Genomic DNA, 24812 nt, shown 5'->3' with positions numbered 1-24812 from the left:
ACTGAAAATGAAACTTGTTTGAAAGAGGATACTGCACGATGATTTATTCAAAAGAAATTGTTAGAGAATGGCTAGATGAAGTGGCAGAGCGGGCTAAGGACCATCCAGAGTGGGTGGATGTTTTCGAGCGTTGCTACACAGACACCTTGGACAATACGGTTGAAATCCTAGAAGATGGTTCAACCTTTGTGCTCACAGGAGATATTCCTGCTATGTGGCTTCGAGATTCGACAGCCCAACTCAGACCCTACCTGCAGGTGGCTAAAAGAGATGCCCTCCTGCGCCAGACCATTGCAGGTTTGGTCAAACGTCAGATGACCTTGGTGCTCAAGGATCCTTATGCCAACTCCTTCAACATTGAGGAAAACTGGAAGGGGCATCACGAGACCGACCACACCGACCTTAACGGCTGGATTTGGGAACGCAAGTACGAGGTAGACTCGCTTTGCTATCCTTTGCAGTTGGCTTATCTCCTCTGGAAAGAGACTGGCGAGACTAGCCAGTTTGATGAGACTTTTGTCGCAGCGACTAAGGAAATTCTCCATCTTTGGACAGTGGAACAAGACCACAAGAACTCTCCTTATCGTTTTGTCCGAGATACGGACCGTAAGGAAGACACCTTGGTAAATGATGGCTTTGGACCTGATTTTGCAGTGACAGGTATGACTTGGTCAGCCTTTCGTCCGAGTGATGATTGCTGTCAGTATAGTTACTTGATTCCGTCCAATATGTTTGCTGTAGTAGTTTTGGGTTATGTGCAAGAGATCTTCGCAGCATTAAATCTAGCTGATAGCCAGAGTGTTATCACAGACGCTAAGCGTCTTCAGGCTGAAATCAAAGAAGGAATCGAAAACTATGCTTACACCACCAACAGCAAGGGCGAAAAGATTTATGCCTTTGAAGTAGACGGTTTGGGAAATGCCAGCATCATGGATGATCCAAACGTACCAAGTCTGCTGGCTGCACCTTATCTGGGTTACTGTTCGGTCGATGATGAAGTTTATCAAGCAACTCGTCGTACCATTCTGAGCCCTGAAAATCCATACTTCTACCAAGGAGAATACGCTAGCGGTCTCGGAAGTTCTCATACCTTCTATCGCTACATCTGGCCCATTGCCCTATCTATCCAAGGCTTGACAGCTACAGATAAAGCTGAGAAAAAATTCTTGCTGGATCAGCTGGTTGCTTGCGATGGTGGTACAGGTGTCATGCACGAAAGCTTCCACGTGGATGACCCAACTCTTTATTCTCGTGAATGGTTCTCTTGGGCCAACATGATGTTCTGTGAATTGGTCTTGGATTACTTGGATATCCGCTAATACTCTTCGAAAATCTCTTCAAACCACGTCAGCTTTATCTGCAACCTCAAAGCTGTGCTTTGAGCAACCTGCGGCTAGCTTCCTAGTTTGCTCTTTGATTTTCATTGAGTATAAGGAATACGCTTTAGCGCAACTGATTCTTGGAAAGAATCACAAATTTACATTTAACGTTAACAATAAAAATTTAAATTTAGAATGAGGTTTTACTTCATGGAAAATGTTGTCGTACATATTATCTCACATAGTCACTGGGACCGTGAGTGGTACTTGCCTTTTGAAAGCCACCGTATGCAGTTGGTGGAATTGTTTGACAATCTCTTTGATCTCTTTGAAAATGACCCTGAGTTCAAGAGTTTCCACTTGGATGGACAAACTATTGTCCTTGACGACTACTTGCAAATTCGCCCTGAAAATCGTGACAAAGTTCAACGCTACATTGACGAAGGAAAATTGAAAATTGGTCCCTTTTACATTTTGCAGGATGATTACTTGATTTCAAGTGAAGCCAATGTCCGCAATACTCTTATTGGTCAGCAAGAAGCTGCCAAATGGGGCAAATCTACTCAAATTGGTTACTTCCCAGATACCTTTGGAAATATGGGACAAGCGCCTCAAATTCTTCAAAAATCAGGCATTCACGTGGCAGCCTTTGGTCGTGGTGTGAAGCCGATTGGATTTGATAACCAAGTCCTTGAAGATGAGCAGTTTACATCCCAGTTTTCAGAAATGTACTGGCAGGGTGCGGATGGTAGTCGTGTTTTGGGTATTCTCTTTGCCAACTGGTATAGTAACGGGAATGAAATCCCAGTTGACAAAGATGAGGCCTTGACCTTCTGGAAACAAAAATTGTCAGATGTGCGTGCCTATGCTTCGACCAACCAATGGTTGATGATGAATGGCTGTGACCATCAGCCTGTTCAGAAAAATCTAAGCGAAGCCATTCGTGTGGCAAATGAACTCTTCCCAGATATGACCTTTGTTCATAGTTCTTTTGATGAATATGTTCAAGCTGTGGAAGGTGCCCTTCCTGAGCAATTATCAACAGTTACAGGTGAGTTGACCAGTCAGGAAACAGATGGCTGGTACACACTTGCCAACACTTCTTCATCTCGTATTTATCTCAAACAAGCCTTCCAAGAAAATAGCAACCTCCTAGAGCAAGTTGTAGAACCCTTGACGATTATCACTGGGGGGCACAACCACAAGGATCAGTTGACCTATGCTTGGAAAACACTCTTGCAGAACGCGCCGCATGATAGCATCTGTGGCTGTAGCGTGGACGAAGTTCACCGTGAGATGGAGACACGTTTTGCTAAGGTCCATCAAGTAGGAAACTTTGTTAAGAGTAATCTTCTGAATGAGTGGAAGGGAAAAATCGCTACAGCTAAGGCTCAAAGTGACTGTCTCTTTACTGTCATTAACACAGGTTTGCATGATAAGGTCGATACTGTCAGCACAGTAATTGATGTTGCGACTTGTGAATTCAAGGAATTGCACCCAACAGAAGGCTACAAGAAGATGGTTGCTCTTACCTTGCCAAGTTACCGTGTGGAGGACTTGGATGGGCGTCCTGTAGAGGCTAAAATCGAAGACCTTGGGGCTAATTTTGAGTATGATTTACCAAAAGACAAGTTCCGCCAAGCTCGTATCGCTCGCCAAGTGCGCGTGACCATTCCAGTTCACCTAGCACCACTTTCTTGGACAACCTTCCAATTGCTGGAAGGAGAGCAAGAACACCGTGAGGGTATTTACCAAAACGGAATGATTGATACGCCATTTGTAACGGTGAGTGTGGATGACAACATCACAGTCTATGATAAGACAACTCATGAAGCCTATGAAGATTTTATCCGCTTCGAAGACCGTGGTGACATCGGAAACGAGTATATCTATTTCCAACCAAAAGGCACAGAGCCAATCTATGCAGAGCTTAAGGGCTACGAGGTCTTGGAAAACACAGCTCGCTACGCTAAGATTTTGCTCAAACATGAATTGACAGTGCCTGTCAGTGCAGATGAAAAGCTAGAAGAAGAGCAAAAAGGCATCATCGAGTTTATGAAGCGTGAAGCTGGACGTTCAGAAGAGTTGACAAGCATTCCTCTGGAAACTGAGTTGACTGTCTTTGTTGATAATCCACAAATCCGATTTAAGACTCGCTTTACTAACACTGCCAAAGACCACCGTATCCGTCTCTTGGTCAAGACTCATAATACTCGTCCAAGCAATGATTCTGAAAGCATCTATGAGGTGGTGACACGACCAAACAAACCAGCAGCTTCATGGGAAAATCCTGAAAATCCTCAACACCAACAAGCCTTTGTTAGTCTGTATGACGATGAAAAAGGTGTGACTGTATCCAACAAGGGATTGAATGAATACGAAATCCTTGGAGACGACACTATTGCAGTGACTATTTTGCGTGCGTCAGGTGAGTTAGGTGACTGGGGTTACTTCCCAACACCAGAAGCACAATGCTTGCGTGAGTTTGAAGTCGAGTTTGCGCTTGAATGCCACCAAGCTCAAGAACGCTTCTCAGCCTATCGTCGTGCTAAAGCTTTGCAGACACCGTTTACCAGCCTTCAGCTTGCTAGACAGGAAGGAAGCGTGGCTGCGACTGGTAGCCTCTTGAGCCATTCCGTTCTCAGCATACCGCAAATCTGTCCAACAGCCTTTAAGGTAGCTGAAAATGAAGAAGGCTATGTCCTTCGTTACTACAATATGTGTAGTGAAAATGTGCGTGTACCGGAAAGTCAACATCTCTTCCTGGACCTACTGGAACGACCATACCCAGTTCATAGAGACCTCATTTTACCACAAGAGATTCGTACAGAATTCATCAAAAAGAAGGAATTTAATTTCAAAAAGTAAACATAAAAGAGAAAGGAGAGGCGAAAAGGTAAGAACTAACTGCTGATTCGCCCCTTTTATGGTAAAAACAATGACTATTGCAACGATTGATATCGGAGGGACTGGGATTAAGTTTGCCAGTCTGACTCCTGATGGGAAAATACTAGATAAGACAAGTATCCCAACACCAGAAAACTTGGAAGATTTACTAGCTTGGCTAGACCAACGCTTGTCAGAAGAGGATTATAGCGGGATTGCTATGAGCGTTCCAGGTGCGGTCAATCAAGAGACAGGTGTGATTGATGGCTTCAGTGCGGTGCCCTACATTCACGGATTTTCTTGGTATGAGGCGCTTAGCTCTTATCAGATTCCTGTCCATCTGGAAAATGATGCCAACTGCGTTGGACTCAGTGAATTACTGGCCCATCCAGAACTTGAAAATGCAGCCTGTGTCGTGATTGGGACAGGGATTGGCGGAGCCATGATTATCAATGGTAGACTTCATCGAGGTCGCCACGGCCTGGGTGGAGAATTTGGCTACATGACCACCCTTGCCCCTGCTGAAAAGCTCAACAACTGGTCGCAACTAGCGTCAACTGGAAATATGGTACGCTACGTGATTGAAAAATCTGGTCAGACTGATTGGGACGGTCGCAAGATTTACCAAGAGGCCGCAGCAGGAAATACCCTTTGCCAAGAAGCCATTGAGCGCATGAACCGTAATCTGGCTCAAGGCTTGCTCAATATCCAATATCTTATCGATCCAGATGTCATTAGTCTGGGAGGCTCTATCAGTCAAAATCCAGATTTCATCCAAGGCATCAAAAAAGCTGTTGATGCTTTTGTCGAAACCTACGAAGAATACACGGTCGCACCAGTTATCCAAGCTTGTACCTATCATGCAGATGCCAATCTCTATGGTGCCCTTGTCAACTGGTTGCAGGAGGAAAACCAATGGTAAGATTTACAGGACTTAGTTCCAAACAAACTCAGGCAATCGACTTGCTGACAAAGCACATTTCTCTACCAGATGTAGAGGTAGCTGTCGCTCAGTCTGACCAAGCCTCTATCTCTATCAAGGGTGAGGGTGGCCACTATCAATTAACTTACCGCAAACTCCACCAACTTTATCGTGCCTTGTCCCTGTTGGCAACATCCCTAGCAGAAGGTGACAAGGTAGAGATTGAGGAACAAGCAGCTTATGAAGATTTAGCCTATATGGCAGACTGTTCTCGAAATGCGGTGCTGAATGTGGCTTCTGCCAAGCAGATGATTGAGGTCTTGGCTCTCATGGGCTACTCAACCTTTGAGCTCTACATGGAAGATACCTACCAGATTGAAGGGCAGCCTTACTTTGGCTATTTCCGTGGAGCCTACTCAGCTAAGGAATTGCAGGAAATCGAAGCCTATGCCCAGCAGTTTGACATGACCTTTGTGCCTTGTATTCAGACCTTGGCCCACTTGTCAGCCTTCGTCAAATGGGGTGTCAAAGAAGTCCAGGAGCTCCGTGATGTGGAGGATATCCTCCTTATCGGCGAAGAAAAGGTTTACGACCTGATTGATGGCATGTTTGCGACGCTATCTAAACTGCAGACTCGCAAGGTCAATATCGGGATGGACGAAGCCCACTTGGTTGGTTTAGGACGCTACTTGATTCTGAACGGTGTTGTGGACCGTAGTCTCCTCATGTGCCAACACTTGGAGCGCGTGCTGGATATTGCTGATAAATATGGTTTCCACTGCCAAATGTGGAGCGATATGTTCTTTAAACTTATGTCAGCAGATGGCCAGTACGACCGTGATGTGGAAATTCCAGAGGAAACGCGTGTCTACCTAGATCGTCTCAAAGACCGTGTGACCTTGGTTTACTGGGACTATTATCAGGATAGCGAGGAAAAATACAATCGCAATTTCCGCAACCATCACAAGATTAGCCATGACCTTGCCTTTGCAGGTGGTGCTTGGAAGTGGATTGGTTTCACACCCAATAACCATTTTAGTCGTCTTATCGCTCTTGAAGCCAATAAGGCCTGTCGTGCCAATGACATCAAAGAGGTCATCGTGACGGGTTGGGGGGACAATGGTGGGGAAACAGCTCAGTTTTCTATTCTCCCAAGCTTGCAAATCTGGGCAGAACTCAGCTACCGCAATGACCTAGACCGTTTGTCTGCTCATTTCCAGACCAATACAGGCCTATCAGTTGAGGATTTCATGCAGATTGACCTTGCTAACCTCTTGCCAGACCTACCAGGCAATCTCAGCGGGATCAATCCTAACCGCTATGTCTTTTATCAGGATATTCTCTGTCCGCTCCTTGACCGACACATGACACCTGAACAGGACAAACCGCACTTCGCTCAGGCAGCTGAGATTCTTGCTGACATTAAAGAAAAAGCTGGTAACTATGCCTACCTCTTTGAAACGCAGACCCAGTTGAACCAGATTTTAAGTAGCAAAGTGGACGTGGGACGACGCATTCGTCAGGCTTACCAAGAAGGTGATAAAGAAAGCCTGCAAGAAATCGCCAGACAAGAATTACCAAAACTCAGAAGCCGAATTGAAGACTTCCATGCTCTCTTTAGCCACCAATGGATGAGAGAAAACAAGGTCTTTGGCTTGGATACAGTTGATATCCGTATGGGCGGACTCTTGCAACGCATCAAACGAGCAGAAAGCCGCATCGAGGCTTATCTAGCTGGTCAGCTTGACCGCATCGACGAGCTGGAAGTAGAAATTCTGCCATTTACAGACTTCTACGCAGATAAGGACTTCGCAGCCACAACAGCCAACCAGTGGCATACTATTGCGACAGCTTCAACCATCTACACGACCTAAAAACAAGAACACCTTGCCTTGAGCAGGGTGTTTCTCGTGAAACATCCCTTTCTTCAAAAGTACTCCACATAAAATAATTTGTGGAGTTTTTTCTATAATTAGTAGTTTAACCTAACCTGCAAATAGGAGTATACTAATAATGTAATCGTTATCAAAAGTCTAAAAAGGAATTTTTAGATGGATATCAAAATAAAAAAGGGAGGAAATTATGAATAAGTTTTCAAAAACCTTGAGAGACAACTGGATCTTTCTCTTAATGGTTTTGCCAGGGGCACTCTGGTTGATTCTATTCTTCTACATTCCAGTATTTGGGAACGTGGTTGCCTTTAAAGACTACCACATGACCAGTAATGGATTTATAGATAGTATCGTGAATAGTAAATGGGTCGGACTCGATAATTTCAGATTCTTGTTTAGTTCAAAAGACGCCTTTATTATCACACGAAATACTGTCCTCTACAATCTAGGCTTTATCTTTATCGGTTTGATTGTATCAGTAGGGATTGCTATCATCCTCAGTGAACTCCGTTCTAAGAGAATGGTTAAGATTTTCCAAACTTCCATGTTGTTCCCTTACTTCTTGTCTTGGGTTATCATCAGTTTCTTTACAGATGCCTTCCTAAACATTGACAAAGGGGTCTTCAACCATTTCCTAGAGTCTATCGGAATGAAGGAAATCAACTTCTACGCTGACTTGGGTATCTGGCCTTATCTCCTACTTTTCCTTGGTATTTGGAAAGGCTTTGGATATAGCAGTGTCATGTACTATGCGACAATCATGGGAATTGATCCAACCTACTACGAAGCAGCAACAGTGGATGGGGCTAGCAAATGGCAACGAATTCGCAATGTAACTATTCCGCAGTTGACACCATTGGTAACTGTATTGACCATCCTTGCAGTCGGAAACATCTTCCGTGCAGACTTTGGTCTCTTCTACCAAATCCCCCACAATGCTGGTCAGCTTTATAATGTAACCAACGTCTTGGACGTATATGTTTATAACGGTTTGACTCAGACAGCGGATATCGGGATGGCTTCAGCGGCAGGTCTCTACCAATCAGTTGTCGGCTTGATTCTGGTTATCCTATCAAACTTACTTGCAAGACGAGTTGATCCAAACTCAGCCTTGTTCTAGAAAGGAGGAGAATATGGCAGAAAAGAAAATTAAAAAGAAAAAATTGATAATGTCGGCATTCACTCCTTCAGTAAGAAAGCAGATATCTTCTTCAGTACCATTTCTGGTTTGGTTGCCCTCTCTTGTATCCTACCCTTTGTATTCGTTATCGTTATTTCGGTGACAGATGAAAAGAGTATCCTCCAAAATGGATATAGCTTCTTCCCATCCCAATTTGGATTAGACGGTTTTGAGTTTTTGGCACAGTTTAAGGATAAAATTCTCCAAGCCCTCTTCATCTCAGTCTTTGTAACAGTGGTGGGGACTATCACAAACGTTTTTATCACAACAACTTATGCCTACGCTATTTCACGGACAACCTTTAAGTATCGCAGATTCTTTACGATCTTTGCCCTTCTTAGTATGTTGTTTAACGCGGGTTTGGTACCGGGCTATATCGTGGTAACTCGTTTACTTCAACTTGGTGATACAGTTTGGGCCTTGATTGTTCCAATGCTTCTCTCACCATTTAACATCATCCTGATGCGTTCCTTCTTCAAGAAGACCATTCCAGAAGCTATTCTAGAATCCGCTCGTATCGATGGTGCTAGTGAGGCCCGGATCTTCTTCCAAATCTGTTTGCCATTGTCACTACCAGGTATCGCAACCATCACGCTCTTAACAGCTCTTGGTTTCTGGAATGACTGGTTCAACGCCCTTCTTTATATCAAGAGTGACAACTTGTATCCATTGCAATATTTGCTCATGCAAATCCAGCAAAATATGGACTACATCGCCAAAGCAGTCGGCCTATCTGGTCAACTGGGAGTTGCTCTTCCAAAAGAAACAGGTCGTATGGCCATGGTTGTGGTCGCAACCCTTCCAATCGCGATTCTGTATCCATTCTTCCAACGCTACTTTGTAAAAGGTTTGACTATCGGTGGTGTGAAAGAATAGTACTTGTCGAGAAAAATCATTTCTCATTTCCAAACTTCCCTTGCGTGAAGTTAAGATCATTACATTGTTTATAAGTTTAAAATAAAAAAAGGAGTTTTTGTCATGAAAAACTGGAAAAAATATGCTTTTGCATCTGCTAGCGTAGTCGCTTTGGCTGCTGGTCTTGCTGCTTGTGGAAACCTTTCAGGTAACAAAAAAGCTGCTGACTCAGCTTCAGGTGAAAAAACTGTTATCAAAATGTACCAAATCGGTGACAAACCAGATAACTTGGATGAATTGCTAGAAAATGCCAACAAAATCATCGGTGAAAAAGTTGGTGCTAAATTGGATATCCAATATCTTGGATGGGGTGACTATGATAAGAAAATGTCAGTTATCACATCATCTGGTGAAAACTACGATATCGCCTTTGCATCTAACTATGTTGTAAATGCTCAAAAAGGTGCCTATGCTGACTTGACTGACTTGTATAAGAAAGAAGGGGCAGAGCTTTATAAAGCACTTGACCCAGCTTACATCAAAGGTAACAGCATTAACGGTAAAATTTACGCAGTTCCAGTTGCAGCCAACGTTGCATCATCTCAAAACTTCGCCTTCAACGGAACTCTTCTTGCTAAATACGGTATCGATATTTCAGGTGTCACTTCATATGAAACACTTGAACCAGTCTTGAAACAAATCAAAGAAAAAGCTCCAGATGTAGTGCCATTTGCGGTTACTAAGAACTTCATCCCGTCTGATAACTTTGACTACCCAGTTCCAAATGGACTTCCATTCGTTATCGACCTTGAAGGGGACACTACTAAGATCGTAAACCGTTACGAAGTGCCTCGTTTCAAAGAACACTTGAAGACTCTTCACAAATTCTATGAAGCTGGATACATTCCAAAAGACGTAGCAACAAGCGATACTTCATTTGACCTTCAACAAGATACTTGGTTCGTTCGTGAAGAAACAGTAGGACCAGCTGACTATGGTAACAGCTTGCTTTCACGTGTTGCGAATAAAGATATCCAAATCAAACCAATCACTAACTTCATTAAGAAAAACCAAACAACACAAGTTGCTAACTTTGTAATCTCAAACAACTCTAAGAACAAAGAAAAATCAATGGAAGTGTTGAACCTCTTGAATACTAACCCAGAACTCTTGAACGGTCTTGTTTATGGCCCAGAAGGCAAGAACTGGGAAAAAATTGCAGGTAAAGAAAACCGTGTTAAAGTCCTTGATGGCTATAAAGGAAACACTCACATGGGTGGATGGAATACAGGTAACAACTGGATCCTTTACATCAACGAAAACGTTACAGACCAACAAATCGAAGATTCTAAGAAACAATTGGCAGAAGCTAAAGAATCTCCAGCACTTGGATTCATCTTTAACACTGACAATGTGAAATCTGAAATCTCAGCAATCTCTAACACAATGCAACAATTCGATACAGCTATCAACACTGGTACTGTAGACCCAGACAAAGCTATTCCAGAATTGATGGAAAAATTGAAATCTGAAGGTGCCTACGATAAAGTATTGAACGAAATGCAAAAACAATACGATGAATTCTTAAAAAACAAAAAATCATAAGATCAATTTATTTCGTGTATTCATTCCTAATTCCTAAAAACTGAATCACTGTTTTCCTCAGGCTTATCTGGGGGAGGCAGTGATTTTTTGAAATAAAGACATAGATATTCCTGTTTTCTCATTTCCCTTATTGTAACCATTCAGGAAATCTCAAGCACTATTTAGGATTTAGAGTAAGGATTTAGGAAAATATAGCTTATATTAGAGATGTCTCGAGTTTACAAAGGAGAGTTCATATGAAGAAGTATCAACTTCTATTCAAAATTAGTGCAGTTTTCTCTTACCTATTTTTCGTATTTGGTCTTTCTCAGCTGACGCTTATTGTTCAAAATTATTGGCAATTTTCTTCCCAGATTGGCAATTTCGTCTGGATTCAAAATCTCTTGAGTTTGCTATTTAGCGGAGTCATGATTTGGATTCTGGTTAAGACAGGCCATGGCTATCTCTTTCGCATTCCAAGAAAAAAATGGCTTTGGTATTCGATTTTGACAGTATTAGTGGTAGTGCTCCAGATCTCTTTTAACGTTCAGACAGCTAAACATGTTCAGTCAACTGCTGAAGGTTGGGCTGTATTGATCGGTTATAGTGGGACCAACTTTGCTGAGCTAGGTATCTATATAACTTTGTTTTTCCTGACTCCACTTATGGAAGAGCTAATCTATAGAGGATTACTGCAACACGCCTTTTTTAAGCATTCGAGATTTGGCCTTGATTTGCTTCTTCCGTCAATTTTATTTGCTCTTCCTCATTTTTCAAGCCTGCCTAGTTTGTTAGATATCTTCGTCTTTGCAACATCTGGCATCATCTTTGCTAGTTTGACCCGCTATACCAAGAGCATTTATCCATCCTATGCGGTGCATGTGATTAATAATATTTTCGCAACATTACCATTTTTGCTGACTTTTTTACAGAGGGTGTTTGGGTAAATACTGGCGCGAGAGTTAGGAATGATAGCTTTGCAACTTAAGGAGGAAAATAAGTATGACACCATTAAAATGGTTTGCTGGAGGAAGCGAAAGACGTTGTGAAGCCATGACTATCATAAATCATCTATTGGAAGATATAAAGGATACGCCTCAACTGACTCCCTTGAAAAATCAGTTAGTGAGTTATAAAAGACGATTAGAGGACGATGGGACCTCTACTCCATTTATTCTGAGTCAAATGAACGTTGACCTTGCGCGCGTATTGATTGATAACAAGCTAAGTTTGTCAGAAAGTCAAGCTGAGCAGATCAAAAAATTGAGAGAACTATCTGCGATTCGCTATGGTTACTGATGAAGTGCAGGGATAAGCACCTTTCTACAATTTCCAGTCAAATAAATTGCATTCGCTTTCTCAAGCAGGTATACTAGTATAGTTAGATGAAAAATTCTGAAAATTTAAGAATAGAAAAGAGAACAAATCTTATGGCAAAAGATATTCGTGTCTTACTTTACTACCTTTACACTCCAATTGAAAATGCAGAGCAATTTGCTGCAGACCACTTGGCTTTCTGTAAATCAATCGGTCTTAAAGGCCGTATCCTAGTCGCTGACGAGGGAATTAACGGAACAGTTTCAGGGGATTATGAAACAACTCAAAAATACATGGACTACGTTCACAGCCTCCCAGGCATGGAAGATCTCTGGTTCAAGATTGACGAAGAAAGTGAACAAGCCTTCAAGAAGATGTTTGTTCGCTACAAGAAAGAGATTGTCCACCTTGGTTTGGAAGACAACGACTTTGACAATGACATCAACCCACTTGAAACAACAGGTGCTTACTTGTCTCCAAAAGAGTTCAAAGAAGCCCTTCTTGACGAAGATACCGTTGTCCTTGATACACGTAACGATTACGAGTACGACCTAGGACATTTCCGTGGGGCTATCCGTCCAGATATCCGCAACTTCCGTGAGTTGCCACAATGGGTTCGTGATAACAAGGAAAAATTCATGGACAAGCGTGTCGTGGTTTACTGTACAGGTGGCGTTCGCTGTGAGAAATTCTCAGGCTGGATGGTCCGTGAAGGCTACAAAGATGTCGGCCAATTGCACGGAGGAATTGCAACTTACGGTAAAGACCCAGAAGTTCAAGGTGAGCTTTGGGATGGAAAAATGTATGTCTTTGACGAGCGTATCGCCGTTGATGTCAACCATGTTAACCCAACTATCGTAGGGAAAGACTGGTTTGATGGAACACCATGTGAACGTTATGTCAACTGTGGAAATCCATTCTGTAACCGTCGTATCTTGACATCAGAAGAAAATGAAGACAAGTACCTTCGTGGATGCTCACACGAGTGCCGTGTTCACCCACGTAACCGCTATGTTTCAGAACATGAATTGACACAAGCTGAAGTTGTCGAGCGCCTAGCCGCTATCGGTGAAAGCTTGGATCAAGCAGCTACTGTATAAGATTAAACAGTCCTTAGGGGCTGTTTTTTCTATGCTTTTTACTCAAAAATCTAATACTCAATGAAAATCAAAGAGCGAACTAGGAAGCTAGCCGCAGGCTGTACTTGAGTACGGCAAGGCGAAGCTGACGCGGTTTGAATTTGATTTTCGAAGAGTATAAAGTTTGTTTTTGTATCTTTCAGAAAAATAGGGTATACTATATGTAAACGATTTCAAAGGAGTCTAGTTATGACGAAAACATTTTTTATTCCAAATAAACAGAGCATTTTAGGAGAACAGGAAATTTTGACTGCCAAGTCTATCTTGACCTTGGTAGATGGTTTGGAGTCACATAGCTATGATGCAGTCTATCTCCGTCAGCCTCTTAACCGTCTTGAGTATATCGAGTGTGCGATAGTGGGGCAATCGCAATTTCTCTTTAAGGTCAGTTATGTTGATGGTCAAAAGGCTTACCGTGTCGATCTTCCTGACCTACTCACGAAGACAGACTGGCAGATTATCAAAGCATTTTTAGATGCCCTGCTTGCTTATACAGGAACTGAGATTGAAGGGCTCAATAGTTTTGACTTTGAAGCCTATTTCCAAGCAAGTATTCAAGCCTATCTGGCAGACACTGCAACTCGTTTTACGATTTGCCAAGGAATTTTTAATCCTGTTTTCTTTAGTCATGAAGATTTGAAAAGCTTTTTAGAGGAAGATGGTTTGGCTCAGTTTGAAGCGCGTGTACGTGCAGTTCAAGAGACAGATGCCTACTTTGCAAGAGTTTCCTTCTATCAGGATGGAGAAGGCCAAGTTCACGGTATTTACCATCTGGCTCAAGGAGTCAAGACTGTTTTACCGATAGAACCATTTGTACCTGCTTCCTATATTGAGCAATTGGTGGATAAGGAAGTTCAGTGGGAGATTGACTTGGTTCAAATCACAGGAGATGGCTCTAAACCAGAAGACTATGAAGCCATTGCCCGCTTGGACTATGCAAAATTCCTAGAGGTATTACCATCAGTATCTTACCACCAACTAGACGCCAATCAATTAGAAGTACAACCCATCTTAGACAAAGATTTTAAAATATTAGCACAAGAAGAGTAAAGCAGAAGCAGGTCAATCGACTTGCTTTTTGGCATATAAAAAATCCTGCCATGGAAGACAGGATTGCTACTCAATGAAAATCAAAGAGCAAACTAGGAAGCTAGCCGCAGGCTGCTCAAAACACTGTTTTGAGGTTGTAGATAAGACTGACAAAGTCAGGAACATATATCTACGGTAAGGCGAAGCTGACTTGGTTTGAAGAGATTTTCGAAGAGTATGAAGTTTAAAGAAAGGCCAAGATACGGAGATAATCTCCAATCAGTGCCATTTCAGCTACAAAGAAGAGGAGGATAATAACTCCGTTCACAAGGACAGATAAGAATAATTGATAGAAGGAGTCGGTTTCACTTGCTTGACTAGGTCTTGTAATGATATGGAGACTAGCAAGCAGAATGATTCCAATGCTAATCACACACAAGAGGGCTGTAAATCGCAGGCTGTCAAAGAAGGCAAAGAAACTAGCAATGGCAGTGAGGAAGATTGGAATTGCTAAGAGTTGACTATATTGTTGGACAACCTTTTCTAGCGTCCAGTCTTTTTCCTGGTGGATAAATCGTCTCACAACGAAACTACCCAAGAGGAATGAAAAGAAGAAGAGTGTTGTTGCTACTAGGATAGAGATAATCGAAAAGAGATTTAATGAAGCAAATTGTTCAGGGAAGTGATTATGCATATTTGCTATATGTCCATAGTAAGCATGTTTGATGTGGTAGATACTAAAGAAAAAGGAAGATGCAGAAAACAGAATGAGCAAGAGGAAGGCTGTATAACTGTGTGTGCTACTTGTTTCAAGATTGCTCGTAGGAGATTTGATTGCTTCCACTAGCCAAGACCAAAAATCAAGCGCTTGCTCTTTCCATTTATCCGTAGATTTTGGAACTTGGTCGGGGATATAGGGACTTTCTAAGGATTGACTGATAAGAAGTGTCTCTTTCAAGATTGTTTTTTGCTGAGGAAGTGCTTCTTGACTCTCTTCAGCTATAGTGACTTTTTCTGTTTCTTTAGAAAGGTCTTGCTCTTCTTCAGTAGAATCTAATGCTTTCTTTTCTTCTATTTCTGTTTTCGCTTCACTGTCTTCAGGAGTTTCAATTTTCTCTTCTTGTTGGCTCTCCAGTTCGACTTCAGCTTGAGAGACTTCCTCCTCTAACTGAGTATTTTCTTCAATTGGCGTATCGAGATCGGTTATCGTTTCTTCAGCCTTGTTTGCAACATCTTGGGCTTGTTCATCAGGCTTGTTCTTACTTGTTGTTTTTACAAAATCATTACTTTCAAACCATTCTTGTTTCATGGTAGAACCTCCTTTTTAGTTAGATAAATATGCTTCCATAGTAGCAGATGTAAGCGCTTTTGTCAATGATTTCTAGAAGAAGACTCGTGTTCCTCTGATTTGAGTAGATAGATATCCTGTTCTGCTCTTGCCATGAGTTGATCTTTTGCATCTGCTTTTTCTGTTTTATAAGGATTGCTTAATCGTTCATCTTTGTTTTCTTTGTTGTTAAATGAATGTCTTCCTTCTCTTAAAAAATGAAGAATAGAACCATGTTTTGTTGAAAGATCTAAGTTGATTCTTTGTTTTTCTTCTTCAGAAAGTAGCAGTTTTAGGTCTGTTTTCGCTACCAATTCCAGCTTACCGTGTACTTGGATGTTTTCAGCGTGGATGTGATGTTTTGTTGACTCTAGCTGACTATCTGTAAGGTCTGTATCAAAGATATTGATAATATTTGGTGTTGTGAGTTTACTGTTTTTGATACGACTTCCTTCAATTCGGAGGAGATAGCTATTATTGGTATTGATGGTCGCATTTTCAAGACTGGCATTGGTGATACTGGTTTGACCGCGATTTGCTGAGATGTTGATCCCTTTTAGACTTCTTCCCTTTGGAACTTGGAGAATAACTTCATTAAAACGACTAGAGTAGCTACTTGCGATATGGAGAATCCCGCCAATTCCAGAAGAGAGAAATGGAGTTTCAGACAGTTTCTTATCAATGAGGCTTAGAGTTTTGTCGTTTTGATTTGTGATAAGATCTTGGTTAGCAGAAATAGATGGATGATAAGAAATATGGATTTGATCATCCAAAGAGTCGGTGATGGTGAGCGCGTGTTGGTGGAGAGTAATTTCTATGTTTTCGACTTCCTTGCCATAGGTTAGCTCTTCCATCCGACTATCATAGACCGGCTCCTTGGACATGGCAAGTAGGCTCTTGATTCCGTCAGATTGGATACCTACAAAGAGCAGGATAAATCCGATAACGGTAGTCACCACACCAAAAATGAGAAATCCTTTTGTCAATTTACGCATGCTGGTCACCTCTCTTTCCTTTTTTGAGAACAAATTGTACCAGGCGAACAATGAGTAGACCGAAGAAACGAGCTACATAGGAGATACCTAGTAAGACTAGTGAAGAAGCACCGATGGCTAGTAAACCAGAACCGAAAATCAAGATAAAGGCTGATTTAGCTTGGGCTAGGACAGTGAAACTTTCAACTAAAAATAGGAATCCGCCGATGATACCAAGTATGGAAACTACAAAGAAAGCCAAGATGACGCTCGAAGCGGCCACAAGGATTGCGAAAAGAGCCAAGAGAATGGCGATTCCTAAAGGAATACCGATGGGTGCTGCAAGTAGGGCTAACAAGGCGATATGCAAAATTTGTCGGTTATTCTTTTGAGCGGGTGCCTCATTGATTTTTTTATCGAGGAGATTGGAGAGGACTTCGTGGGCTGCTTCCTTAGGAGTTCCCAAGCTAGCGATGAGTTCTTTTTCTCCCTCGACTCCAGCATCGTCAAAGAGTTCCCTGAAATAGTCCATGGCTTCAATTTGGTCAGCCTGAGGTAGTTTTTTGAGATAAAGTTCTAGCTGAGTCAGGTATTCAGTTCTTGTCATGGCGGATACTCCCTTCTATGATGCCATTGATGGTGTCTGTATAGAGTGCCCATTCATCTTTTAGGGTCACGAGCTGTTCTATACCACCATTTGTCAAGGAGTAGTATTTGCGCATGCGACCTTGGAACTCTCTAGAATAGGTTGTCAGAAAGCTATTGCCTTCCAATTTTTTTAGGATAGGATAGAGTGTAGATTCTTTGATATTAGCGATCAGCTTAATGGTTTGGCTAATCTCATAACCATAAGAATCATCCTGCTCCAGTACGGCCAAGATGAGAAATTCAATCAAGGCAGAGGATGTTGGAAAGTACATGGGGAACCTCCTTTTCTAATGTGTAAGATTTTTATATATAATTTTTCTACACATACATTGTACATCTAAAAGAAAGCCCTGTCAAGAGAAATGTGTAAAATTTTTATATATAAAAAACTTCTAGGAGAAACTAGAAGTTTAGAGGATTTTATCAGCTCTGTCCACTGTAAAGAGGGCCACAGTCATCAGGATATCGACGAGTAAGAGGGCAGCTACAGCTGGTACCCAAGAGTGGAAAAGGTCAAAACTGTAACCAAAGAGGGTTGGTCCAAAGGCTGCTAGGATATAGCCTCCTGTTTGAGATAAACCAGACAATTGGGCAGTCTTTTCAGGGGCGCTGGTCTTGAGTGAAAAGTTGACCATGAGATAAGGGAAGAGGGCGCTGGTCGCAGTTCCGATGAGAAGATGGATGGCAAGCCAGTAAAAGAAATTACTAACAGGGAAAAAGAGCATGGAAATGCCGATAACACCAGCTATTGAAACCAAAGTGAGCATAAGCTGACGGTTGCGAGTAGACAAGCTGGTTGTCAGGCTTGGGATGGTCATTGAAAAAGGAATGCTAATCAGAGAGAAGATAGAAGTCAGTAAGCCAGCTTCGTGACTGGATAGGCCTGCATGGATAGCCATGGTAGGTAGCCAGGTCATAGCGGTGTAAAAGAGCAAGGATTGAAAACCTGCAAAGACAATCACTGCCCAGACCTGTTTATTATGCATGACCTTTGCTTTGCTTTTTTGTTTGGTTTGTGGAGCCAGTCTGTGATTATAGCGGTGATTAGGTAGCCAGACCAAAAAAGTTGCTAGACAGAGCAGGGTGAGGAGGATGATAAGCCCTTTCCAAGAACTGGCTTGTGTAATAGGCACGGCTAGATAGGAGGCCAGAGCCGTCGCAATTCCCATAGAGGTTACATATAAGGTGGTCAGAAAACCAATTTTCTTTGGTTGATTGGCTTGGATGAGACTAGGAAGCAGAACATTGATGACTGCGATACTTGCACCAACCATCAAGGTTCCTAGATAGAGCAGGGGCAGATTGATTAGTCGAATGAGAGAACCGATGGTCAAGAAGAAAAGGCTGTAGGTGAAGAGATGCTCCAAGCCGATTTTCTGAGCCAGTCGGGTAGAAAAGAGTGAGAAGAGGGTAAACATGAGGAGAGGAAGGCTAGTCAAGACACCAAGCGAACTAACTTCTACTCCCAACCCTTGCGAAATATCTCCCAATATAATGGGTAAAACAGTAAAAGGAGTCCGCAAGGAAACACCAATCAGGATAATACCTGGAACAAAAAAGAGTGATTGCTTTTTCATATATTACCTCTTCTAGCTGATTTTAATAACAGCTTATTTTAAGGTTTTTTCCTTATAATGTCAAGTAAGGTTTTGGGCTTTCAAGATAAAAATGGGAAAGTCTTGAAAATTATGATAAAATAGTGGAAGGAAATCTATACATTGGAGAAAAACTGTGTCTGAAAAGCAAAAAATCAGCGTATTGATGTCGGTCTATATTAAGGAAAATCCGACATTTTTAAAGGATGCTATTGAGAGTGTTCAAAATCAGACTCTGAAACCGAGCGAATTGGTTCTGGTTGAGGATGGGCCTTTGACACCTGAGCTCTATCAGGTATTAGACCAGCTTGAAGCTGAGTCTGATATTCCAGTGAAACGCTATCCTCTTGAGCAGAATCAAGGTTTGGGTCTGGCTCTTCGACAGGGTGTTTTGCAGTGTCAGTATGATATTATTGCCCGTATGGATACGGATGATATAGCTGTTCCAGACCGTTTTGAGAAACAGGTTCAGCTAATGGAGAAGGACAAGCTCGACCTATTAGGTGGACATATTGCAGAGTTTATTGACAATCCTGATGAGATTGTTTCTTACCGTCGTGTTCCAACCCAGCATGCAGATATTGTAGCTTATCAAAGGATGAGAAGTGCCTTTAACCACATGACTGTCATGTTCAAGAAGGACATGGTTCTCAAGGCAGGCAACTATGAGGATGGCCTCTATATGGAGGATGACCTCCTCTGGCTCAATATGATCGCTGCAGGAGCCAAGACTGGAAATCTGGATCAAATCTTGTGTAAGGTTCGTGTCGGAGCAGGGATGTTTGAGCGTCGTGGGGGACTGCGTTACCTTAAACTCTATCGTCAGGCTCGTCAGCGCATGCTGAAGAGAGGGCAAATTTCTTACATGGAGTATGCCAAGAGTGTTGCCATTCAGATGATTGTTGCCCTTTGTCCCGGATTTGTCCGACAGTTTATTTTTATGAAACTGTTAAGAAAAAGCAATTAAAAGATTGTAGCAAATCGTAAACTGGATAAAAAGTGTTATAATAACAATATAAATATCCAGCTCTTTTAAGGAGGAGTAAATTTCTATGAATAAAAAACTCACAGATTATGTGATTGATCTGGTGGAAATTTTAAATAAACAACAAAAACAGGTTTTCTGGGGAATATTTGATATTTTGAGTATGGTGGTTTCCATCATTGTATCTTATATTTTATTCTACGGCTTGATTAATCCAGCACCTGTTGACTACATTATCTATACGAGTTTGGCCTTCCTGTTCTATCAATTGATGATTGGATTTTGGGGGTTGAACGCTAGTATTAGTCGTTACAGCAAGATTACGGATTTCATGAAAATCTTTTTTGGTGTGACTGCTAGCAGTATCTTGTCATATAGTATCTGCTATGCCTTCTTGCCTCTCTTCTCTATCCGTTTTATCGTGCTCTTTATCTTGTTGAGTACTTTCTTGATTTTATTGCCACGGATTACTTGGCAGTTAATCTACTCTAAACGCAAAAAGGGAAGTGGTGATGGAGAACACCGTCGGACTTTCTTGATTGGTGCCGGTGATGGTGGAGCTCTCTTTATGGATAGTTACCAACATCCAACTAGTGAATTAGAACTTGTCGGTATTTTGGACAAGGATTCTAAGAAAAAGGGCCAAAAACTTGGTGGAATTCCTGTTTTGGGTTCATATGATGATCTGCCTGAATTAGCCAAACGCCATCAAATCGAGCGTGTCATCGTTGCGATTCCATCGCTTGACCCGTCAGAATATGAACGTATCTTGCAGATGTGTAATAAGTTGGGTGTCAAATGTTACAAGATGCCTAAGGTTGAAACCGTTGTTCAGGGACTTCACCAAGCAGGTGGAGGATTCCAGAAGATTGATATCACAGACCTTTTGGGACGTCAGGAAATTCGTCTTGATGAATCGCGTCTGGGCGCAGAACTGACAGGTAAGACAATCTTGGTTACAGGTGCTGGTGGCTCAATCGGTTCTGAAATCTGTCGCCAAGTTAGTCGTTTCAATCCTGAACGCATCGTTTTGCTCGGTCATGGGGAAAATTCAATCTACCTTGTTTATCATGAATTGATTCGCAAGTTCCAAGGGATTGATTATGTACCAGTTATTGCCGATATTCAAGACTATGACCGTTTGTTGCAAGTCTTTGAGCAGTACAAGCCAGCTATTGTTTATCATGCGGCTGCCCACAAGCACGTTCCTATGATGGAGCGCAATCCAAAAGAAGCCTTCAAAAACAATATCCGTGGAACTTACAACGTTGCTAAGGCTGTTGATGAAGCTAAAGTACCTAAGATGGTTATGATTTCGACGGATAAGGCGGTTAATCCACCAAATGTTATGGGAGCAACCAAGCGCGTGGCTGAGTTGATTGTCACTGGCTTTAACCAACGTAGCCAATCAACCTACTGTGCAGTTCGTTTTGGAAATGTTCTTGGTAGTCGTGGTAGTGTGATTCCAGTCTTTGAGCGTCAGATTGCTGAAGGAGGGCCTGTGACGGTCACAGACTTCCGCATGACCCGTTACTTTATGACCATTCCAGAAGCTAGCCGTTTGGTTATCCATGCTGGTGCCTATGCCAAGGATGGAGAAGTCTTTATCCTTGATATGGGCAAACCAGTCAAGATTTATGACTTGGCCAAGAAAATGGTCCTTCTAAGTGGACACACCGAAAGCGAAATTCCAATCGTTGAAGTTGGAATCCGCCCAGGCGAAAAACTTTACGAAGAACTCTTGGTATCAACCGAACTGGTTGATAATCAGGTTATGGATAAGATTTTCGTTGGTAAGGTTAATATCATGCCTCTAGAAGCCATCGATCAAAAAATTGAAGAGTTCCGCACTCTTAGTGGAGATGAGTTGAAGCAAGCCATTATCGCCTTTGCCAATCAAACAACCCACGTTGAATAAAAAAGAAAAACGCATATTATCAGTTCAAAGAACCTTGGTAATATGCGTTTTGTTATGTAGAGACTTACTTCATTTTCTTCTGAAATAGAGTTGTCGCCCAGTCTATGTTATTGAAAATACCTCAAAACTTCTATGGGTTTGTGAGCGATATAATCAGGCTGATAGTTTAGTAGATCTGCTTGTTCTCCAAATCCCCAAGTGACGGCCAATTTCTGAATGCCTGTTTCTTGAGCTCCAAGCATATCAAACTTGGTATCTCCGATGATGATGGCTTGTTCTGGTGCTAGTTGATGTGTCTGTAAGGCTTGGCGAATGACATCTGCCTTATGGGGTGCTTCAGGGCTGGAACCATAAATGCCATCAAAGAAATGATGGATTCCCAAGTTTTTAGTCATGTCTTGAGCAGTAGGTGTATTCTTTGTAGTGGTGATGTAGAGAGGATAATTCTTGGATAGTTCTTGAAGTAATTCTACAATCTGAGGGAAGAGCTGAGCTTCATGGATGCCTTTCTCCTTATAGTACGAACGGTATATCTGCACGGCGTCAGAGATTTGGTCTTTGGGAAGGCAAGTCGCAAAACTACTTTCGAGGGGCGGCCCCATAAAACCACGAATAGTTTTGGCATCAGGGCTAGGCACCCCCAGCTCCTTAAAGGTATGGGTAAAGGCATTGTGAATCCCGATAGAACTGTCGACGAGGGTTCCATCCAGATCGAAAAAAATCGCTGTGATAGAGGTCATGGTTTCTCCTATTTGATAAACTTATTCTCCGAAAATTTCTTTTTGGAGGCGACGACCAGTAGGGGTGGCAGCGAGTCCACCTTCAGCTGTTTCACGAAAGGCAGTTGGCATGCTTGCTCCTACTTGGTACATGGCATCGATAACTTCATCCACAGGAATTTTAGATTCGATACCTGCCAAGGCCATGTCTGCTGCGATGAAGGCAAAGCTGGCTCCCATGGCATTGCGTTTGACACAGGGAACTTCGACCAAGCCGGCAACAGGGTCACAGATGAGGCCTAGCATATTTTTAATGACAAAGGCAATGGCCTGACTGGCCTGATAAGGTGTTCCGCCTGCAGCTAGAGTCAAGGCGGCAGCGCTCATAGCAGATGCTGAACCAACCTCAGCTTGGCAACCGCCCTCAGCACCTGAGATAGAGGCATTGTTTGCGATGACTAGTCCAAAGGCACCCGCAGCAAAGAGGAAATCCAGTTGTTGCTCGTGGCTGAGGTCTAATTTTTCAATAGCAGCAGTGAGAACAGAAGGGAGACAGCCGGCACTTCCTGCGGTCGGAGTGGCACAAACCAAGCCCATTTTGGCATTGTGTTCATTGACTGCGATGGCATTTCGGGCAGCAGAGAGAATTGTGTAATCTGATAGAGTTTTTCCGTTTTTGATGTAGTGATCCAATTTGGCAGCATCTCCACCTGTCAGGCCACTACGAGATTTATTTTCATTGAGGCCGAGTTGGACAGAGGCTTTCATGACTTCCAGATTACGTTCCATGAGAAGGAAGACTTCTTCACGTTCGCGACCGGTCAATTCAAACTCTGTTGTAATCATGAGTTCTGCGACATTTCCTTGAAAGTCCAGATCTGCTTGCTCGACCAATTCTTTGATAGAATAAAACATGCTTCCTCCTATTTAAAGAAATTGACATTGTGGAGATGAGGGATTTTTCGAATTTCTTCGATGGCCTCATCACAGTTGCGACTGTCAACTTCGATAATCATAATGGCTTTTTCACCAGCTTTTTCACGAGTGACATTCATCTGGGCGATATTGATACCATAGCGTGAAAGAGCCTCTGTTACGAGGGCAATCATACCTGGAATATCTTGATGAACAATGATGATAGTTGGTGTATTCATATTGAGAGAGACGGCAAAGCCATTGAGTTCGGTGACCTGAATATTTCCTCCACCGATAGAAATACCAGTTACGCTGATGGTTTTATGGGCATTTTTAACGGTAATTTTAGTAGTGTTTGGGTGAGGAGCATTGCTGTCTTTCTGAATGGTCCAGACAATCTTGATACCACGCTTGTGGGCAATTTCCAGACTGTTTGGGATTTCAGGATCATCTGTATCCATGCCCAAAATACCTGCAACAAGGGCTAGGTCTGTTCCGTGACCACGATAGGTCTTGGCAAATGAGTTAAATAGTTGGAATTCGACTTCTGTCGGAGTATCATCAAAAATGGAAGAGACAATCTTCCCAATACGAACAGCACCAGCGGTATGACTACTAGATGGGCCAATCATAACTGGTCCGATGATATCAAAGACAGATTGAAAACGAAGTGATTTCATCAGTTTCCCCTTATAAAAATTCTTATCTCTATTATATCAAAGAATGAGGGGCTTGGCTTTAATTGTGGATGAAAACCTTTTTAATGCTACAAATAGCATAAAAAAGCATCTTTTGTAACAAAAAATAGCTTATTTAGGGAAATAAAAAATAATTTTGTAATATTTCTACATAAAAGCGTCAAGAAACGGTAATATTTAAAGGGTATCATAGAACTATAGAAAGAAGGAGAATTTTCAAATATGAAATCAACAACTAAAAAGATTAAAACAACTCTTGCAGGAGTAGCTGCCTTGTTTGCAGTATTTGCTCCATCATTTGTATCTGCTCAAGAATCATCAACTTACACTGTTAAAGAAGGTGACACACTTTCAGAAATCGCTGAAACTCACAACACAACTGTTGAGAAATTGGCAGAAAACAACCACATTGACAACGTCCATATGATTTATGTCGGTCAAGAGTTGGTTATCGATGGCCCTGTAGCGCCTGTCGCAACACCAGCACCAACTACTTATGCGGCACCAGCAGCTCAGGATGAAACTGTTTTAGCCCCAGCAGCAGAAACTAAAGAAGTAACAGAAGAAACAGCTCCAGTGGCAAGCGCATCTGTAGCAGAAGAAACTGTTGCTACAACAGAAACTTCAGCGCCAGTACCAGCTGCAACTGTAAGCGGATCTGAAGCAGAAGCTAAAGAATGGATTGCTCAAAAAGAATCAGGTGGTAGCTACACAGCTACAAACGGCCAATACATCGGACGTTACCAATTGACAGATTCATACTTGAACGGTGACTACTCAGCTGCTAACCAAGAACGTGTAGCAGATGCCTACGTTGCAGGACGTTACGGTTCATGGTCAGCTGCTAAAAACTTCTGGCTTAACAATGGTTGGTATTAAGAAATAACGAACAGAATAATATGAAAAGTCG

At 42.2% G+C, this 24812-nt stretch carries 22 protein-coding genes; 14 read left to right on the top strand and 8 right to left on the bottom strand.

What is annotated here, in order from left to right; translation table 11 throughout:
• The first annotated feature begins 38 nt into the window (after positions 1 to 38).
• The 11 genes from SK637_RS09235 to SK637_RS09185 all read left to right on the top strand — a co-directional run bounded on the left by SK637_RS09235 (position 39) and on the right by SK637_RS09185 (position 14144).
• Positions 39 to 1319 carry a glycoside hydrolase family 125 protein gene (locus SK637_RS09235; protein ID WP_033689518.1) on the top strand — a complete coding sequence of 427 codons (1281 nt, stop codon included), beginning with the start codon at positions 39 to 41 and terminating at the stop codon, positions 1317 to 1319.
• A gap of 210 nt (positions 1320 to 1529) precedes the next feature.
• Positions 1530 to 4187 carry an alpha-mannosidase gene (locus SK637_RS09230; RefSeq protein ID WP_033689517.1) on the top strand — a complete coding sequence of 886 codons (2658 nt, stop codon included), beginning with the start codon at positions 1530 to 1532 and terminating at the stop codon, positions 4185 to 4187.
• Positions 4188 to 4257: 70 nt separating this feature from the next.
• Positions 4258 to 5127 carry an ROK family protein gene (locus tag SK637_RS09225; protein ID WP_033689667.1) on the top strand — a complete coding sequence of 290 codons (870 nt, stop codon included), beginning with the start codon at positions 4258 to 4260 and terminating at the stop codon, positions 5125 to 5127.
• Positions 5121 to 7001, top strand: a complete 1881-nt coding sequence (locus SK637_RS09220) for a beta-N-acetylhexosaminidase (RefSeq protein WP_033689516.1) — start codon at positions 5121 to 5123, stop codon at positions 6999 to 7001. The genes SK637_RS09225 and SK637_RS09220 overlap by 7 nt, the downstream gene beginning before the upstream one ends.
• A 208-nt stretch (positions 7002 to 7209) precedes the next feature.
• Positions 7210 to 8139, top strand: a complete 930-nt coding sequence (locus SK637_RS09215) for an ABC transporter permease (RefSeq protein ID WP_001032152.1) — start codon at positions 7210 to 7212, stop codon at positions 8137 to 8139.
• Between the two features lie 42 nt (positions 8140 to 8181).
• Positions 8182 to 9075: a carbohydrate ABC transporter permease gene (locus SK637_RS09210; RefSeq protein WP_033680876.1), complete on the top strand. Its 894-nt coding sequence runs from the start codon at positions 8182 to 8184 to the stop codon at positions 9073 to 9075.
• Positions 9076 to 9177: 102 nt separating this feature from the next.
• The gene (locus tag SK637_RS09205) at positions 9178 to 10659 is read left to right on the top strand and encodes an ABC transporter substrate-binding protein (RefSeq protein WP_000800385.1); all 1482 of its coding nucleotides are present in this window, start codon (positions 9178 to 9180) and stop codon (positions 10657 to 10659) included.
• Positions 10660 to 10895: 236 nt separating this feature from the next.
• Positions 10896 to 11585 (top strand): CPBP family intramembrane glutamic endopeptidase, encoded by a 690-nt coding sequence (locus SK637_RS09200; protein ID WP_023947356.1) that lies wholly within the window; start codon positions 10896 to 10898, stop codon positions 11583 to 11585.
• 55 nt (positions 11586 to 11640) lie between these two features.
• Positions 11641 to 11937 carry a bacteriocin immunity protein gene (locus SK637_RS09195; RefSeq protein ID WP_033689515.1) on the top strand — a complete coding sequence of 99 codons (297 nt, stop codon included), beginning with the start codon at positions 11641 to 11643 and terminating at the stop codon, positions 11935 to 11937.
• Between the two features lie 131 nt (positions 11938 to 12068).
• Positions 12069 to 13055, top strand: coding sequence for an oxygen-dependent tRNA uridine(34) hydroxylase TrhO (trhO, locus tag SK637_RS09190; RefSeq protein ID WP_001030020.1), 987 nt, complete (start codon positions 12069 to 12071; stop codon positions 13053 to 13055).
• Positions 13056 to 13283: 228 nt separating this feature from the next.
• Complete coding sequence (locus SK637_RS09185; RefSeq protein ID WP_033689514.1) at positions 13284 to 14144, top strand: DUF4299 family protein; 861 nt, start codon at positions 13284 to 13286, stop codon at positions 14142 to 14144.
• A 223-nt stretch (positions 14145 to 14367) separates the two neighbouring features.
• Here the strand turns inward: SK637_RS09185 and SK637_RS09180 are convergent, their stop codons facing one another.
• From SK637_RS09180 to SK637_RS09160, 5 genes are all read right to left on the bottom strand, one after another.
• Positions 14368 to 15432, bottom strand: coding sequence for a DUF6574 domain-containing protein (locus SK637_RS09180; RefSeq protein ID WP_033689513.1), 1065 nt, complete (start codon positions 15430 to 15432; stop codon positions 14368 to 14370).
• Positions 15433 to 15494: 62 nt separating this feature from the next.
• The gene (locus SK637_RS09175) at positions 15495 to 16445 is read right to left on the bottom strand and encodes a DUF4097 family beta strand repeat-containing protein (protein ID WP_033689512.1); all 951 of its coding nucleotides are present in this window, start codon (positions 16443 to 16445) and stop codon (positions 15495 to 15497) included.
• A complete protein-coding gene (locus SK637_RS09170; RefSeq protein WP_033689511.1) occupies positions 16438 to 17031 on the bottom strand; it encodes a DUF1700 domain-containing protein in 594 nt (197 codons plus the stop codon). Before SK637_RS09170 ends, SK637_RS09175 begins: the two co-directional genes overlap by 8 nt.
• Positions 17018 to 17344 (bottom strand): PadR family transcriptional regulator, encoded by a 327-nt coding sequence (locus tag SK637_RS09165; protein ID WP_000273858.1) that lies wholly within the window; start codon positions 17342 to 17344, stop codon positions 17018 to 17020. Before SK637_RS09165 ends, SK637_RS09170 begins: the two co-directional genes overlap by 14 nt.
• 138 nt (positions 17345 to 17482) lie before the next feature.
• Positions 17483 to 18649 carry a CynX/NimT family MFS transporter gene (locus tag SK637_RS09160; RefSeq protein ID WP_033689510.1) on the bottom strand — a complete coding sequence of 389 codons (1167 nt, stop codon included), beginning with the start codon at positions 18647 to 18649 and terminating at the stop codon, positions 17483 to 17485.
• Positions 18650 to 18803: 154 nt separating this feature from the next.
• On the opposite strand from SK637_RS09160, the gene SK637_RS09155 reads away from it, so the two are divergent.
• Together SK637_RS09155 and SK637_RS09150 are read left to right on the top strand one after the other, a co-directional pair.
• Complete coding sequence (locus SK637_RS09155) at positions 18804 to 19634, top strand: glycosyltransferase (protein WP_033689509.1); 831 nt, start codon at positions 18804 to 18806, stop codon at positions 19632 to 19634.
• An 85-nt stretch (positions 19635 to 19719) separates the two neighbouring features.
• Positions 19720 to 21570 (top strand): polysaccharide biosynthesis protein, encoded by a 1851-nt coding sequence (locus tag SK637_RS09150; protein WP_033689508.1) that lies wholly within the window; start codon positions 19720 to 19722, stop codon positions 21568 to 21570.
• 107 nt (positions 21571 to 21677) lie between these two features.
• Here the strand turns inward: SK637_RS09150 and SK637_RS09145 are convergent, their stop codons facing one another.
• The 3 genes from SK637_RS09145 to sdaAB are packed head-to-tail and all read right to left on the bottom strand — an operon-like array spanning position 21678 to position 23884.
• A complete protein-coding gene (locus SK637_RS09145; RefSeq protein WP_033689507.1) occupies positions 21678 to 22310 on the bottom strand; it encodes an HAD family hydrolase in 633 nt (210 codons plus the stop codon).
• A gap of 21 nt (positions 22311 to 22331) precedes the next feature.
• Positions 22332 to 23204 (bottom strand): L-serine ammonia-lyase, iron-sulfur-dependent, subunit alpha, encoded by an 873-nt coding sequence (gene sdaAA / locus SK637_RS09140; protein ID WP_000500041.1) that lies wholly within the window; start codon positions 23202 to 23204, stop codon positions 22332 to 22334.
• Positions 23205 to 23212: 8 nt separating this feature from the next.
• A complete protein-coding gene (sdaAB, locus tag SK637_RS09135) occupies positions 23213 to 23884 on the bottom strand; it encodes an L-serine ammonia-lyase, iron-sulfur-dependent subunit beta (RefSeq protein WP_000838912.1) in 672 nt (223 codons plus the stop codon).
• A 240-nt stretch (positions 23885 to 24124) separates the two neighbouring features.
• Here sdaAB and apf point away from each other — a divergent pair, with 240 nt between their 5' ends.
• Positions 24125 to 24781: an aggregation-promoting factor gene (gene apf, locus SK637_RS09130; protein ID WP_033689506.1), complete on the top strand. Its 657-nt coding sequence runs from the start codon at positions 24125 to 24127 to the stop codon at positions 24779 to 24781.
• Positions 24782 to 24812: the final 31 nt, after the last annotated feature.

Source organism: Streptococcus mitis (assembly GCF_000722765.2).
GTDB lineage: Bacteria > Bacillota > Bacilli > Lactobacillales > Streptococcaceae > Streptococcus > Streptococcus mitis_AQ.
The sequence above is the reverse complement of the archived record's forward strand: the minus strand, read 5'-3'. Positions and strand labels throughout refer to the sequence as shown.